The organism is Agrobacterium sp. SORGH_AS 787, assembly GCF_030819035.1.
GTDB classification, from domain to species: Bacteria; Pseudomonadota; Alphaproteobacteria; order Rhizobiales; family Rhizobiaceae; genus Agrobacterium; species Agrobacterium larrymoorei_B.
Map to the genome: position 1 here is coordinate 1,770,006 of NZ_JAUTBG010000001.1, position 14,069 is coordinate 1,784,074.

Sequence of the window (14,069 nt, forward strand, 5' to 3'; positions counted from 1 at the left end):
GGTATCACTCCGCCGCTTCAACAAGTGGGGTGGGTGCGAAATCCTCCGGGAAGTGCGTCATCGCACTCATCACCGGATAGGGGGTGAAGCCGCCCAGCGCGCAGAGCGAGCCGAACTTCATAGTGTTGCAGAGATCCGCCAGGAGTTGGCGGTTCTTCTCGGGCTCGATGCCGCGGGCAATCTTGTCGGCGGTTTCGACGCCGCGTGTCGAACCGATGCGGCAGGGGGTGCACTTGCCACAGCTTTCGACCGCGCAGAATTCCATCGCAAACCGCGCTTGGTTCAGCATGTCGACGGTGTCGTCGAAAACGACAATGCCCGCGTGACCGATCAGGCCACCAGCGACAGTGAAGGCCTCATAGTCGAAGACAGTGTCGAAGAGCGATGGCGGGAAATAAGCGCCGAGTGGGCCGCCCACTTGCACTGCCTTGACCGGACGGCCGGAGATGGTTCCTCCGCCGATCTCGTTGACCAGTTGCCCAAGCGTCATGCCGAATGCGGTTTCGTAAAGACCGCCATGTTTCAGGTTGCCGGCGAGCTGAATCGGGATCGTGCCATTGGACCGACCGACGCCATAATCACGATAGAACTGCGCGCCGCGATCCATAATCACCGGAATGGAGGCCAGCGACATGACGTTGTTGACAACGGTCGGTTTTCCGAAAAGTCCCTGAAGGGCTGGAAGAGGCGGCTTGGCGCGAACGATACCGCGCTTGCCTTCCAGGCTGTTGAGTAGAGAGGTCTCCTCGCCGCAGACATAGGCACCAGCGCCCACGCGCACTTCCATGTCGAAGGCATGAGGCGAGCCCATCACTGAAGGACCGAGGATGCCAGCTGCACGAGCAATTCTGATCGCCTGATCCATAATGGCGATCGCGTGCGGATATTCAGAACGGGTGTAGATGTAGCCCTTGGTCGCACCGACCGCGATTGCGGCGATCGCCATGCCCTCGATCAGGACGAAGGGATCGCCTTCCATGATCATGCGGTCAGCGAAGGTGCCGCTATCGCCCTCATCTGCGTTGCAGACGATGTATTTCTGTTCGGCAGAAGTGTCGGCAACTGTCTTCCATTTCATGCCCGTCGGGAAGCCCGCACCGCCGCGGCCGCGAAGGCCGCTGTCCGTTACCTGCCGGACGATATCCGCAGGTGCCATCTTGATTGCCTTTTCCAAGCCGGTCAGGCCCAGATACTGGCGGTAGTCATCGAGCGACAGCGGATCGGTGACGCCACAGCGGGAAAAGGTGAGGCGTGTCTGGCCCTTGAGGAAAGGGATATCCTGCGTCAGGCCGTGACCGAGCGGATGCCGGCCGCCATTCAGAAAGTCCGCATCGAAAAGCGACGGGACATCCGACGCCTTGACCGGGCCGTAGGCGACACGCCCCGCGTCGGTGCGCACCTCAACCAGCACTTCCAGCCAGAGCATGCCGCGAGAGCCGTTCCGGATAATGTGGACATCATGTCCGCGGGAGGCGGCTTCGCGCTCAATGGCCGCTGCCACCTTGTCGGCACCCACGGCAAGTGCTGCCGCATCACGGGGAACGAAGACGGTGATGGTCATTTGCTGACCTCCGCCACGATGTCGTTCAGACAGTGCTCATCCACGCGGCCATAAAGCTCGCCATCCAGCATAGCCGCCGGGGCAGAGGCACAGAGGCCAAGACAGAAGACGGGCTCCAGCGTGACCGAGCCGTCCGGTGCGGTCTCGTGCCAATCGAGGCCGAGCCTTGCTTTCGCGCGTTCGGCGAGCTTGTCGCCACCCATCGACTGACAGGCTTCGGCGCGACAGAGCTTCAAGGTGTGGCGCCCAGCAGGATGATCGCGAAAATCGTGGTAGAAGGTGATGACACCATGCACTTCCGCCCGCGAGAGGTTGAGCGCGGAGGCGATCAACTGCTTGGCGCTTTCGGGAATATAGCCGAACTCCTCCTGCACCTGATGCAGGATGGGCAACATCGGCCCTTCCAAGTGGCGACAGTGATCGATGATTTCGGAAATCCGGCTCGCCTCGGTGCTGGCAACCGCTCGAATGTTCATGGTCAGTCCTCCCAAACCGACGCCAGACGAACAGAGGATTGTCTCTGCCGCACATGCGATACCAAGCAGCTCAATGCTGGGCAGTGACACATGTTACATCTGGCTTTCGGGAAGGATGGCGAGAATGCATCCTTCAGGTCAATAAAGACGTCCCGTTGTGCGATAGAAAATTTCTATCGAAAGCCGATGCAGCAGCGCGGGATCTGGCTTCATGAAGAAGCGCTGAAACGAGTGGCGTGTGTGGCTCCCGGTGGGTTGCGACCAAGCCCACCAGGTGTTCGGCATCCGGCTCCGAGATCGGAATCATCCGGATCTGTTCAGGAAAACCGAATGATTCCGCTACGTTACGTGGCATGATGGAAGCCCATTGCCCCGTTCTTATGTGGGAAAACAAGACGATCATCGAATTCGATTCAAGCGTCGGCTTGGCCTGGACGCCCGCTTCAGCCATATGCGAATTGATGATGCGGCGGTTCTGCATGTCTGGAGTCAATAGACAAAGCCGAAGGCCGGAAACCTCCTTCCACGTCACGAATTGGCGATCCGCAAGCGGGGTTCCGGCCGCAGTTATCAGATGATAGCGCTCCGAATAAAGAGGAACGGTTGTGACGCGGCCTAGCGGTTCATTGTCGAGATAGGTGATTCCGGCGTCGATCTCGAGATTTTCCAGCTGGCTTAACACCTGTAGTGAGGTACGGGAGGTGACCGAAAAGGTGACGTCCGGATGACGTGTCTGAAACGGCTCCGTCAGCCTCGGCACCATGGCCAGTGCGGTTGGGATAACGGCGATCCTTATATGTCCAGCAAGCCCCTTTCGGGCCGCTCGCATCTCTTCGCGCATGGTGCGGGCATCGCCGACGATCCGCCTTGCCCATTCGAGAACACGCTGTCCTTCCGGTGTCAGTCCTTGATAGCGCGACCCACGCACGACCAATACGACGCCCAACTGATCCTCAAGCTGGCGGATCGCCGCTGACAATGTCGGCTGCGAAATGCCGCATTCTTCGGCTGCCCGACCGAAATGTTCGGCGCGGGAAAGAGCAATGAAAAATTCCAGCTTGTCGATCATCGTCGTTCCTCCCTCCATCAAGGTTTGACGCGGATGTAGGGGTGCGGTCAACTGGTGAACATCAAGCAGGGCCGTGCATTGGCGACGGATTAGCACCCTATGCCGGACATCGCTGAGGTCGGCATGGTTATCGAATTGTCAAAAAATATGCGAAGAGCTTAACGTTTTAACGGCGTGGTAACACTAACGCGCTTTAATCATCTCATCGACGCATGGTTTTTCCGTTTCGGAAGAGGGGCCTTGCAAGTGTTTGTTCAGCCGGATCGGTTCCGATGCGGCGTTTGCGTCAGTGTAGATCGAGTCATGCGTATGAGTCATTCGCCTAAAATCGGAAAATCAATCGCAAAGATGTTCGCAGCGGCATTGCTGGCAAGCGTCGCAACGGGTTGCAGCTCGGACGCGACACGCTTCTCCGGACTCTTTTCCAGTAACAATACGGACCAGATGACGACCGCGTCCATTCCTCAGCGCAACGGTGCCGGTGCCTATGGCCAGGCACCCGTTCCCCAGGCTGATATGAATGGTGGCGGCTACGCTGCTGCGCCGCAGGGCGGTTATGGCAACCAGAACGCGGCCATGAACCAGCCTTATCCGGCTTCGAATGGCGGCTATGGTTCGGTCCAGCCGTCGGCGGCCCGTGCTGCATCGTCTGCTGCGCCAGTTCAGCGCGCCGAGCTTTCCGCTCCATCGCCGGTCGCAACTCGCGATCCTGCGACGAGAAGCGAGGCCATGGCGCAGCCGTTGCCAGCCGCGACAGCAAACCGCGCGCCCTCCATGGCGTCGGCACGTTTGCCTGCGAACAACAGCGCCGATACGATGTCGACCGGTTCGGTCAAGAGCGACAATAATGGCTGGCACACCGAAGGCGCGTCTTCGGTGACGCTGAATTCCGGCGAGACCATCGCCACGCTCTCCAGACGCTACGGCGTGCCGGAAAAGGCACTCCTCCAGGCAAACGGCCTGAAGAGCGCATCCGCTGCGCGTCCCGGTCAATCGATCATCATCCCGCGCTTTGGTCAGACACGCAACGCTGCCCGTGCGGCATCCGACAATATCGATCTCAGCAAGAACAACGCCCCGGCTCCAACCCGTGGTCAGGAACAGAATGTCGCGGTGCTGCCCGCACAGGGTGCTGCTCGCGACAAGGTTTCGGCTGAGAATGGCAAGCTGACGCCTCCAGGCGGCAAGCCGCTGCCGCCAACCGGTGGCTATAAGGTCAAGCCGGGCGACAGCATCGCCAAGATTGCGCGCGCACACGGTGTGTCCGTTGCCGATCTCAAGGCCGCCAACAACATTGCGGACGGCAATATCCGCATCGGTCAGACCCTTACCATCCCCGTTGCGGGAACAGACGGCATCAAGACCGCATCGGTCAAGCCGCATGAAACCACGGCCCCTGCGGCTTCAAAGGCTGTCGAGACGCCGGTTGCCAAGACAGAGGTACCGAAAGCACCAGCTGCCGAAGCAAGTGTCAGCGATGTCGAGAAGAAGTCCGACGTCGCTTCGATTGCACCGGAGTCGACCGGCATCGGCAAATATCGCTGGCCGGTCCGTGGCGCCGTCATTTCCGGCTTCGGCGAGAATGTCGATGGCAACCGCAACGACGGCATCAACATCTCCGTTCCGGAAGGCACGCCGATCAAGGCTGCCGAAAACGGCGTGGTCATCTATGCTGGCAACGGCTTGAAGCAACTCGGTAACACGGTCCTGGTCCGTCACGACGACGGTAAGGTCACGGTTTACGGCAATGCTGCAAATCTCGAGGTTCAGCGCGGCCAGAAGGTTCAGCGCGGCCAGACGATTGCAACCTCGGGCATGACCGGCAGCGCCAAGCGTCCTCAGGTTCACTTCGAAGTCCGTAAGGACGCAACGCCGGTTAACCCATCCTCTTTCCTTGAATAGTGTTTTGCGTATCAGGGTAAAGGAAAAGCCGGGTCGTGAGGCCCGGCTTTTTCATTTTGACGGACGCTCGAGTCCCACCGTTGCCTCGATGAAGTCGGCGATGCGGGCAGTGTCATCGAGGTCGAAGACGGGGAGGGTGCTATCCGGGATCAGGTGATCGGCCGCGATTGCGATGATATGCGGATCGCCCGGCGCCAGCGGTTCTGTTTTCGCCGCCTCTTTCCGGCGGGCCTCTATTTTCGGCACGGGCTCGTACTTATAGCCTTCGATCAGAACCAGATCGCAAGGTGCTATCCGGGCGAGAATCTCCTCGAATGAGGGCTCGGCTGCGCCACGCAGCTCATGCATGATGGCAAAGCGTGTACCGGATACGATCGTTACTTCATGCGCACCGGCCTGCCTATGCCGCCAGCTATCGGCACCCACTTTGTCGATATCGAAATCATGATGCGCGTGCTTTATTGTGGAAACCCGGTAGCCGCGCGCGGTGAGCTCCGTGACGATGCGGACTGCAAGTCCAGTCTTTCCCGAATTTTTCCAGCCGGAGATGCCGAATACTTTTTGACGCGTCATTGAGTGAGACTCTTCAGGAAGTTTTGCGCCTGCGCCAACTCTTCCGGGGTGTTGATGTTGAAAAACGGATCGATGGAGCTTGTGCTGCTTTCCACCGGTGGAAAGGAAACGCCAATGGTGGGGTGGCGTGCCAAGAAACTGCGGATGCGACGGTTGTCGTCATCCGCGAGCCACTGCTCGAGATCATTCGCAAGAGCGAGCGGCCAGAGAGCAAAGACAGGATGAACCTGTCCCTTGGATGCGGCGATGACGATGGTGTTCTCGTCCGGCAGATGATCCAATAGCCTCAAGGCGAGGTCGTCTGGAAAAAAGGGACTGTCGGAGGGCACCGTTAGCATGTGGCTCGCGCCTGACGGGTTTTTCTGAAAGTGCTGCAAACCTGCGAGGACGCCGGCGAGGGGTCCTGCGTGACCAATCTTGGTATCGGGCACCAGAGGCAGGTCAAAGGCTTTACCCCATTCGCCCGTGGTGTTGAGCGCCAGCGCTGAAACCTGCACCGCAATCTTGTCGATGACATGGTGCAGAAGTCGTCGCTCGCCAAAGGGGCACAGGGCCTTGTTGGTGCCCATGCGTCGGGAAAGACCACCGGCCAGGATCAGGCCGGGGAGGGAGCGCGACTTATTCATCATACCTCACCCCTTAGCACATGTTGCGCGTGGCGGCGTTCCTGCCTGCCCGCATAAGCACTTGTCGCAATGGCAAGCGCGCCATTCACCAGCATGACGAGAAGAAGATGCGTCGTGCCAGCTTCTTCCGATAGCAGGGAGGAGGCGATCACGGAAAGCATCGCTCCGCCGCCAATCGTCAGTGCGCCGCCAAGTCCGGAGGCAGAGCCTGCCAGATGCGGCTGGACGCTGACCATGCCCGCATTGGCGCTGGGCAGCGTCACGCCATTACCGACGCCGATGAGGGCCAGCGGAATGAAAAACTCATAGTGACTGTTGAGATCAAGGTGAAGAAGCAAGTAGGCGATGACGATACCGGCAAGCGCGATCACATTGCCCGCCAACATCATCACCGGGATGCCGATGCGGCTGGCGTAGCGGCCGGAGACGAAGTTGCCCAGCATGTATCCTGTCGCCATGAAGAAGAATTGCATGCCCAGCACCGCTGGCGTGAGCCCGTAAAGCACGCTGCCAACGAAAGGGGCGCCGCCGAGGAAGGAAAAGAACAGGCCTGATGAGAGCGTGCAGGTCAGCGCATAGCCCCAGAAACGGGTGGAGCGGAGAAGCTGTGGCCAAGCTTTGAACTGGGCTGCGAAACTGGCCGACTTCTGGCGGTTGGTTTCGCCCATGTCGAAAAAGACGAGTAGCAGAACCGCAACCGCTGAAAGGCCGACAAATGCAAAGCTTGCTTGCCAGCCGGCGAGATCATTGAGAAAGCCGCCGACCGTGGGCCCGACCATCGGAACAACCGACATGCCCATGGTGACATAGCCGATCATTGAGGCTGCGTGTTCGGCAGGCACCATGTCGCGGACAATGGCTCTCGCCAGCACGAAGCCCGATGCGATCGCCGCCTGCAGAACGCGGCCTATCATGAAGACAGTGATGTTTGGCGCAAATGTGCAGATCAACGTGGCAACAATCATCAGCAGGATACTGACGAGCATCACGGGTCTGCGCCCGAAGAGATCGGAAAGCGGTCCGATCACGAGTTGGAGGACGGCGGTTGCGGCAAGATAGCCGGAGACGGCAAACTGCATGACCGCATAATCGGTGCCGAAGTAGAGCGACATGGCCGCAAGCGACGGCAGGAAGACATTCATGCTGAGTGCTGCGACACCGGCGACGAGGACCAGCGTCATCACATGCGGTGGGGTCGAGCGATCGAGAAAGCGCGCCTTGTTCATTCGATACCTATCGCTTGCTTGGCGATCGGCGCGCGGTGACGCCTGCTTTCGCGGTAGAATGTGTAGAGACCGGAGGCGACGATGATGGCCGTGCCCGACAGCGTCCAGACATCCAGATGATCGCCGAAGAAGAAAAAGCCGATGGAGAAGGCCCAGATCATGCTTGTGTAGCGGAAGGGTGCGACGAAGGAGATATCACCGCTGCGCATTGCCGTGATGACCGCCTGATAACCAATGACGACCAGGATGGCAGCTGCCACGAGATGCGACCAGACATAACCGCTCATCGGTTGCCATCCGCCGAAGGGAATGATCAGCGCGGCACCAAACAAGGTGTTGACGATGGTGGTGGTCATGGTGACGGCCATGGAGGGAACATCCGTATACATGCGCCGGGTCAAGAGGTCGCGTCCGGCGGTAACGAACATCGCACCCAACACCAGTAGCGCGCCGGAAGTAAAACCTTCCGGCCCGGGCCTGAGAATAACAACAACGCCAAGGAAGCCGACGAAAATGGCGGTCCAACGCCGCCAGCCCACAGGCTCCTTCAAGAAAAGTGCTGCCCCGAGGGTCACTGCGAGGGGGAGGGACTGCATGATGGCCGCGACATTGGCAAACTCCATCAGGCTGAGCGCCTTGAGATAAAGGATAGAGGCCGAAATCTCGCAGAGACAGCGCATCAGAATGATGGGACGCAGCATGGTTTTGAGCGGACGCAGTGCACCCATATGGCGCGCGATCACATAAACCAGCATGCAGGTCATAACGCCGCGAATGAAAAGGATTTGTCCGGTATTGATGTAGGGCGTGACGGATTTGGTGAAGGCGTCGTTGACCGTAAAGCTTGCCATCGCCAGAGCCATGAGCAGCGCTCCGCGCGTATTGTCCGTCAATGCCATGATGCCATCCCAAGAACGACATCGCTGTGCGGGTCTTCCGCAGCGAAGCGACTCCGTTCACTCCTCCTGTCCCAAAGTCGTGACATGGTGAGCGGTCGAATTCAATCCATTTAATGTAAGGGTATCAAATAATAAGCTGGCGGAAGAATCAGCCGCCGGTGACGCTCATATGGCGCGCGACGGCGGGCCGCTTGCGATCCCGATCGATAATGAAATCGTGACCCTTGGGCTTGCGCAGGATTGCGTCGTCGATGGCCTGAGACAGAAGCGCGTCGCTCTCCGAGGCGCGAAGGGGCATCCTGAGATCCGCCGCATCGTCCTGGCCAAGACACATATAGAGCGTGCCGGTACAGGTAATGCGAACGCGATTGCAGCTCTCGCAGAAATTATGCGTCATCGGCGTGATAAAGCCCAGCCGTCCGCCGGTTTCCTTCACCTCCACGTAGCGTGCGGGTCCGCCGGTCTTGAAGGGGATATCGGTGAGCGTGAAACGCTCTTCCAGCGAGGCCCGAAGGTCCGACAGTGGCAAGTAACGATCTGTGCGGTCCTCCTCGATCTCGCCCATCGGCATGGTTTCGATAACCGTGAGATCCATTCCCCGCGCGTGGGCAAAACGCATGAGCTCGGGAATTTCGTGCTCGTTGAAGTCTTTCAGCGCCACAGCGTTGAGCTTGATCTTGATGCCCGCCGCAAGCGCTGCGTCGATGCCCGCCATCACCTTGGAGAAGTCGCCCCAGCGCGTGATCTGACGAAATTTTTCTGCATCCAGCGTATCGAGCGACACATTGATCCGGCGCACACCACAATCATAAAGTTCGGCGGCGTGAGCGGCAAGCTGCGAGCCATTGGTGGTCAGCGTCAACTCATCCAGCGTGCCCGCTTCAATATGGCGACCGAGGTTGCGGACGAGATGCATGATGTTCTTGCGCACCAGGGGTTCACCGCCTGTCAGGCGCAGCTTGCGCACGCCCTTGGCGATGAAGGCGGAACAGAGCCGGTCCAGTTCTTCGAGCGTCAGCAAATCCTTCTTCGGCAGGAAGGTCATGTGCTCCGACATGCAATAGGTGCAGCGAAAATCGCAGCGATCCGTGACCGAAACGCGCAGATAGGTGACTGCCCGACCGAAGGGATCGATCATGGGAGCCCTAACCTCAGAGAGCGGACTTGCCGTTACGGGAAAACCGGTGACGCTGTTCATGCTCAGAGTCTGGGGATGCGATGGGCCAACGTCAAGTCGAAACTCCATAATTGCGCTTGGAGTGACACTTCTCGCGTCGTAATCCACCGCATCCCACCGCGTTAATCTGAAAAAGTTCAAACTGCGGGACGGTTAGTGGGCAGAGCGCCTATCTGACCATCCGGCCACTAGACCAGCGCCGAATTCCTGATTAATCAAAACAAGCTTCGATCATCGCTTCTTAAATCGTCTTCAATGTGATGAGGCGCGTAAAGACCACTGCGGACTTTTCTCCGCCATGACCGCGCAAGACCTTCGGGGTTCGTCTGGATTTCGGCAAGCGCAATGGCGGGTTGACCATCCATGCGGCATTGAGCGGCCCATTGCCCGTCCGGCGAGGCAATACCAGACGGTGCGCCAGGGCTTTGGGGTGCAAGGGTGGAGAAGCTGATCCAGTAGCTGTTGCTCGCAGCGTGCCCGAGCGCCTCCGCCGCAAAGGCAGGAGCTCCGGACGGTGTTCCTCCCGCAGTGGAGAACAAGACGCAATCGACCCCAAGGGTCTCATATTCGACGAAGATTTCCGGGTAATGGACCTCCATGCCCAAGGCGCACCCGATGCGTACGCCATCCACCTCGAACGTAACGGGCTTTTTGCCGGGCGAATACATAAAAGAGATTTTGGTGTTCGAGAGAAGGCGCTCATCATAGCGCGTCACCAACTCTCCACGATCTGAAACGACATACAGACTGTTGTGCGGTCGATGCGGCGAAGTTAGCGGATGAACGGACCCGAACACTGTCCATATCTTGAGCGCGCCGGCCAGTCTCCTGGTTTCTTCCAACTCCTCGCGCAATACACCCCATTGAAAGCGTGTCCAATCGGAAGGGCCGATAGAGCGCGGTCCCGTTTCGGACATGATGCGCTTGCCGGGCCAGCAGGTTGTTCCCTCCGGAAAATGGAGCAGGCGGCATCCTGCTTGATGGGCATCATGCATGAGGCGGCGCATCTCCGCTCCACTGGCGCGGAATGCCGATACATCGCGGGGATCGTCGAAAAGAGACGTTTGCGCAACAGCCATCCGCAGCGACCGGAATGCGGGACTGTCTGACTGCTGGCGGATGTGGTGAAGGGCAGCAGTGTAGGATTCACCGGTTTTGGCTGCACGAGCACGCACGCGGCGTTTGAAATTTCCGTTCTGGGTCATGATATAGCCTCTCACGTCCCGGACGTCGTTCCCCAGCAACCATCCGGCACGATCGGACCAAGACAAGCGGCCTGAGACAGGAGTCCCTTTGCCTCGTTTGAAGACCATGCTGGGGAAGGTCTGAGAGGTTGGGCGCAGGCCACGCCGAAACCAAGATGTCCAGCGGCTATCGATTCGTCAAGCGGTCTCAAGGACGCGGCGGATAATGCAGTTAAGCACCTCCGGCTTCTCTATCGGAACATAGTGACCGCAGTCGGGAATAACGTGCAAGCGACCCCTTCTCGCCATGTCTGCCTGCTTTCTGCTGATCTCGACCCCAGGAGCGATATCCTCGGATCCCGTGACGATAGCGACCGGACCGGAAAAACTTGTGAGAACATCCTCGCGGCTTGGACGTGTATGAAAGACTCTCACACCTCGCGCTACTTTTTCTGGGGACTGACGCAGGGCGATCTCTTTGGTCGCCTCGATCGCTTCGGGCGAAGCCTTTTTGGAGAGAAGTGGGCTCCAAGATTTCCACCACGCAAGTTCAAGACCTTCCTCTTCCAGTATTTGCAGAGCAGAGGAGTGATAGACGAGGTCTCGCCGTCGCCAAGCCTTAGAACCGATGAGGACAAGTGCGCTGACCCGGTCTGGCGCAAGAGCGGCTACCTCAAGTGCACAAGATCCGCCCACGGAGCAACCGACTACGACGAGGCGCTTGGCGGTCGTCAGTGACAATGCTTTTTCTGCCCAGGATTCGATATGGTCTCCGAAGTCGTAGAGGGTCGGGGCATGGGTTGCTCCGGGCAGGAGGTCCATTTGCTTGGCCCACATTGTCCCGTCCAAAGGGAGCGCGTGTAACAGTAGAAGTTCCATTTCAGTTTCTACCACACCCCACCGGGCTATGACCGTTGAGGAATACTGTGCGTGCTGAAGCCGCTGGTTCCACGATCCTCTCTGACTTTTGCGCTGTTAGCAATATGCGTTGACTTGCGCATTAAACCTTTGACTTCGCACAATAGCCATTGTCGCCAGGGACTGCTATGACGGATTGTCGCGGGACTTACCCGCCGACAGCGAACTCTTCACACCTCGGTAGAACGATCAGAAATCATGAGCAGCAGTGACAATCAGGCTTGGCCCACCGAATTGCGGGTTTCGAAGGACCGTCGGCAGTTGACGGTGGTGTTCGACAATGGTGTCTCTCACGCGCTTCCTGCCGAAATGCTGCGTGTCTTATCGCCGTCCGCGGAGGTCCAGGGACATGGTCCCGGGCAGAAGATCACGGTGCCGGGCAAGCGCGATGTGGCCATCCGTAACGTGGTGGCGACGGGCAATTACGCGGTGCGCATCGCTTTTGATGACGGGCATGATAGCGGCATCTTCACCTGGCGGTATCTTCAGGAATTGGGTGAAAAGGGAGACGCACTGTTCCAGGCTTACGAACAGGAACTTGCGGAAAAAGGCTTGAGCAGAGAGCCGCGGTTCCGTTAGGGAAGTTGCATATGATTTGAACAGAGAGGTGACACTTGGCCGTCGAGGGAAATGCGAATGATCTGGCCCAGGTGGTCGTCCTTTTGGCCGCCGGTGTGGTGGCCGCACCCATTTTCAAACGCATCGGTCTCGGCTCGGTTCTTGGATATCTGGCGGCCGGTCTTGTTATAGGGCCGTTCGGCTTCGGTGCATTTTCCGATCCGCAGGCGATCATCCATATCGCCGAACTTGGCGTGGTGATGTTCCTCTTCATCATCGGTCTCGAAATGCAGCCCTCGAGGCTGTGGTCCATGCGCAAGGACATATTCGGTCTTGGCGCACTTCAGGTGATGGTGTGTATCGGCGGCCTGACGATGATCGGCGTGGCGTTCGGCTATGCTGTCATTCCATCCTTCGTGGCGGGGACTGGCTTCGTCCTGACATCCACCGCCATCGTCATGCAGATGCTTCAGGAGCGCAACAGCCTCTCGACGTTGAAAGGGCAGCGGATCATCGCCATCCTTCTCTTCGAGGATCTGGCAATCGTGCCACTTCTGGTGCTGATCACATTCCTCGGTAGTGGCGGCGAAGAAGTCACGATGACGGAGCGGCTTTCCTCGATCGGCATCGCCCTGGCTGCCACAGTCGCGCTCGTCTTCGCCGGGCGCTATCTGCTCAATCCTTTCTTCCGATTGCTCGCCTCTTCCGGCGCGCGTGAGGTGATGACGGCTGCGGCTCTGCTTGTCGTTCTTGGGTCGGCATTGCTGATGCAGGTAAGCGGGCTCTCTATGGCCATGGGCGCTTTTCTTGCGGGCGTGCTTCTTTCCGAGTCGGCCTTTCGTCATCAGCTGGAAGCCGATATCGAACCGTTCCGCGGCATTCTTCTCGGGCTCTTCTTCCTCGGCGTCGGCATGGCGATCGATCTTTCGGTGATTGCTGCGAACTGGAAGATCGTGGTCGTCGGCGTCATCGCTTACATGTTCGTCAAGGCATTGTTGATCTACAGTGTGGCACGCCTCGTCGGCACCTGTCAGCGTGAGGCAATCGAACGGGCCGTGCTGATGGCACAAGGTGGTGAATTCGCCTTCGTGCTCTATTCCGCTGCATCCGCTGCCGGTATTCTCGATGCAGAAACCAATGCGGTGCTGACGGCGATGATCATCATCTCGATGATCCTGACGCCTTTGATGGTGATTGCGCATGATCGGATCATGCCGGCGGCAAAGCCCAACACGGATGGTCTTGAACTTCCGGAAAATGTCGAGGGCAGCATCCTTATCATCGGTTTCGGCCGCTTCGGCCAAATCGTCAGCCAGCCTTTGCTGGCGCGTGGCTACACCCTGTCGCTGATCGACAAGAACGCAGACTTCGTTCGCGATGCCGCCGATTTCGGCTTCAAGGTCTATTACGGCGATGGGGCACGATCGGAAATCCTGCATGCCGCAGGAGCGGGCACTGCCCGCGCAATTCTCATATGCGTGGACGACAAGGAGGCAGCGGTTCGCATTGCCGAGATCGTCAAGCACGAGTTTCCTCTGGTGCCGGTTCTGGCGCGCGCCTTTGACCGCGGACATGCCATCGATCTGGTGAAGGCCGGTGTTGATTATCAGATTCGCGAAACCTACGAATCCGCGCTCGATTTCACTGGCAAGGTTTTGACATCCGTAGGTGAGGCACACGAAACCGCCGAGCGTCTGGTCGAAGAGTTCCGTGATGTTGACGCTGAACGCTTTGCGATGGAAATTGTCGGCGGTATCTATGCAGGCCGGTCACTCATGCGTGGCAATGCATCTCCCGCCGATCTCGTTGCCGCCAGGACGGCTCGTGAGCGGGCGGAACGCGAAGCACGTGAAGAAGCAGAGGCAAGCGGCTGACGTTTCTTGGTAACGAAGACTGGAAG

13 protein-coding genes are annotated in these 14,069 nt (G+C 58.6%); 3 read left to right on the plus strand and 10 right to left on the minus strand.

Annotation, left to right across the window (positions count from 1 at the left end; all coding sequences use genetic code 11):
• Positions 1 to 4 precede the first annotated feature (4 nt).
• The 3 genes from QE435_RS07775 to QE435_RS07785 all read right to left on the minus strand — a co-directional run bounded on the left by QE435_RS07775 (position 5) and on the right by QE435_RS07785 (position 3,106).
• Positions 5 to 1,561, minus strand: coding sequence for an NADH-quinone oxidoreductase subunit NuoF (locus QE435_RS07775; protein ID WP_349040847.1), 1,557 nt, complete (start codon positions 1,559 to 1,561; stop codon positions 5 to 7).
• Positions 1,558 to 2,037, minus strand: a complete 480-nt coding sequence (locus tag QE435_RS07780) for a formate dehydrogenase subunit gamma (RefSeq protein ID WP_349040848.1) — start codon at positions 2,035 to 2,037, stop codon at positions 1,558 to 1,560. The genes QE435_RS07775 and QE435_RS07780 overlap by 4 nt, the downstream gene beginning before the upstream one ends.
• Before the next feature lie 133 nt (positions 2,038 to 2,170).
• On the minus strand, positions 2,171 to 3,106 hold the full coding sequence (locus tag QE435_RS07785) for a LysR family transcriptional regulator (RefSeq protein ID WP_309770271.1): 936 nt from the start codon (positions 3,104 to 3,106) through the stop codon (positions 2,171 to 2,173).
• A 348-nt stretch (positions 3,107 to 3,454) separates the two neighbouring features.
• Here QE435_RS07785 and QE435_RS07790 point away from each other — a divergent pair, with 348 nt between their 5' ends.
• Positions 3,455 to 5,008 carry a peptidoglycan DD-metalloendopeptidase family protein gene (locus tag QE435_RS07790; protein WP_349041154.1) on the plus strand — a complete coding sequence of 518 codons (1,554 nt, stop codon included), beginning with the start codon at positions 3,455 to 3,457 and terminating at the stop codon, positions 5,006 to 5,008.
• Between the two features lie 51 nt (positions 5,009 to 5,059).
• Here the strand turns inward: QE435_RS07790 and mobB are convergent, their stop codons facing one another.
• The 7 genes from mobB to QE435_RS07825 all read right to left on the minus strand — a co-directional run bounded on the left by mobB (position 5,060) and on the right by QE435_RS07825 (position 11,572).
• Positions 5,060 to 5,581 (minus strand): molybdopterin-guanine dinucleotide biosynthesis protein B, encoded by a 522-nt coding sequence (gene mobB, locus QE435_RS07795; protein WP_309770273.1) that lies wholly within the window; start codon positions 5,579 to 5,581, stop codon positions 5,060 to 5,062.
• Positions 5,578 to 6,207: a molybdenum cofactor guanylyltransferase MobA gene (gene mobA / locus QE435_RS07800; protein WP_349041155.1), complete on the minus strand. Its 630-nt coding sequence runs from the start codon at positions 6,205 to 6,207 to the stop codon at positions 5,578 to 5,580. Before mobA ends, mobB begins: the two co-directional genes overlap by 4 nt.
• Entirely contained in the window at positions 6,207 to 7,433 is a 1,227-nt protein-coding gene (locus QE435_RS07805) for a multidrug effflux MFS transporter (RefSeq protein ID WP_349040849.1), read from the minus strand. The genes mobA and QE435_RS07805 overlap by 1 nt, the downstream gene beginning before the upstream one ends.
• Positions 7,430 to 8,332 carry a DMT family transporter gene (locus QE435_RS07810; RefSeq protein WP_349040850.1) on the minus strand — a complete coding sequence of 301 codons (903 nt, stop codon included), beginning with the start codon at positions 8,330 to 8,332 and terminating at the stop codon, positions 7,430 to 7,432. The genes QE435_RS07805 and QE435_RS07810 overlap by 4 nt, the downstream gene beginning before the upstream one ends.
• Before the next feature lie 148 nt (positions 8,333 to 8,480).
• Positions 8,481 to 9,530, minus strand: a complete 1,050-nt coding sequence (gene moaA / locus QE435_RS07815) for a GTP 3',8-cyclase MoaA (RefSeq protein WP_349040851.1) — start codon at positions 9,528 to 9,530, stop codon at positions 8,481 to 8,483.
• Between the two features lie 194 nt (positions 9,531 to 9,724).
• Positions 9,725 to 10,714, minus strand: coding sequence for a carbon-nitrogen hydrolase family protein (locus QE435_RS07820; RefSeq protein WP_349040852.1), 990 nt, complete (start codon positions 10,712 to 10,714; stop codon positions 9,725 to 9,727).
• Positions 10,715 to 10,891: 177 nt separating this feature from the next.
• The gene (locus tag QE435_RS07825; protein ID WP_349040853.1) at positions 10,892 to 11,572 is read right to left on the minus strand and encodes an alpha/beta hydrolase; all 681 of its coding nucleotides are present in this window, start codon (positions 11,570 to 11,572) and stop codon (positions 10,892 to 10,894) included.
• Between the two features lie 237 nt (positions 11,573 to 11,809).
• Between QE435_RS07825 and QE435_RS07830 the strand changes: the two genes are divergently transcribed.
• Both QE435_RS07830 and QE435_RS07835 read left to right on the plus strand, forming a co-directional pair.
• Positions 11,810 to 12,190 (plus strand): DUF971 domain-containing protein, encoded by a 381-nt coding sequence (locus QE435_RS07830; protein WP_306928006.1) that lies wholly within the window; start codon positions 11,810 to 11,812, stop codon positions 12,188 to 12,190.
• Positions 12,191 to 12,225: 35 nt separating this feature from the next.
• A complete protein-coding gene (locus QE435_RS07835) occupies positions 12,226 to 14,043 on the plus strand; it encodes a monovalent cation:proton antiporter-2 (CPA2) family protein (RefSeq protein ID WP_306928004.1) in 1,818 nt (605 codons plus the stop codon).
• Positions 14,044 to 14,069 lie beyond the last annotated feature (26 nt).

Excerpts from the sequence above, each read along its gene's own strand:
- QE435_RS07775 (WP_349040847.1), bottom strand. The coding sequence starts at position 1,561 with ATGACCATCACCGTCTTCGTTCCCCGTGATGCGGCAGCACTTGCCGTG.
- QE435_RS07780 (WP_349040848.1), bottom strand. The coding sequence starts at position 2,037 with ATGAACATTCGAGCGGTTGCCAGCACCGAGGCGAGCCGGATTTCCGAA.
- QE435_RS07785 (WP_309770271.1), bottom strand. The coding sequence starts at position 3,106 with ATGATCGACAAGCTGGAATTTTTCATTGCTCTTTCCCGCGCCGAACAT.
- QE435_RS07790 (WP_349041154.1), top strand. The coding sequence starts at position 3,455 with ATGTTCGCAGCGGCATTGCTGGCAAGCGTCGCAACGGGTTGCAGCTCG.
- mobB (WP_309770273.1), bottom strand. The coding sequence starts at position 5,581 with ATGACGCGTCAAAAAGTATTCGGCATCTCCGGCTGGAAAAATTCGGGA.
- mobA (WP_349041155.1), bottom strand. The coding sequence starts at position 6,207 with ATGAATAAGTCGCGCTCCCTCCCCGGCCTGATCCTGGCCGGTGGTCTT.
- QE435_RS07805 (WP_349040849.1), bottom strand. The coding sequence starts at position 7,433 with ATGAACAAGGCGCGCTTTCTCGATCGCTCGACCCCACCGCATGTGATG.
- QE435_RS07810 (WP_349040850.1), bottom strand. The coding sequence starts at position 8,332 with ATGGCATTGACGGACAATACGCGCGGAGCGCTGCTCATGGCTCTGGCG.
- moaA (WP_349040851.1), bottom strand. The coding sequence starts at position 9,530 with ATGAACAGCGTCACCGGTTTTCCCGTAACGGCAAGTCCGCTCTCTGAG.
- QE435_RS07820 (WP_349040852.1), bottom strand. The coding sequence starts at position 10,714 with ATGACCCAGAACGGAAATTTCAAACGCCGCGTGCGTGCTCGTGCAGCC.
- QE435_RS07825 (WP_349040853.1), bottom strand. The coding sequence starts at position 11,572 with ATGGAACTTCTACTGTTACACGCGCTCCCTTTGGACGGGACAATGTGG.
- QE435_RS07830 (WP_306928006.1), top strand. The coding sequence starts at position 11,810 with ATGAGCAGCAGTGACAATCAGGCTTGGCCCACCGAATTGCGGGTTTCG.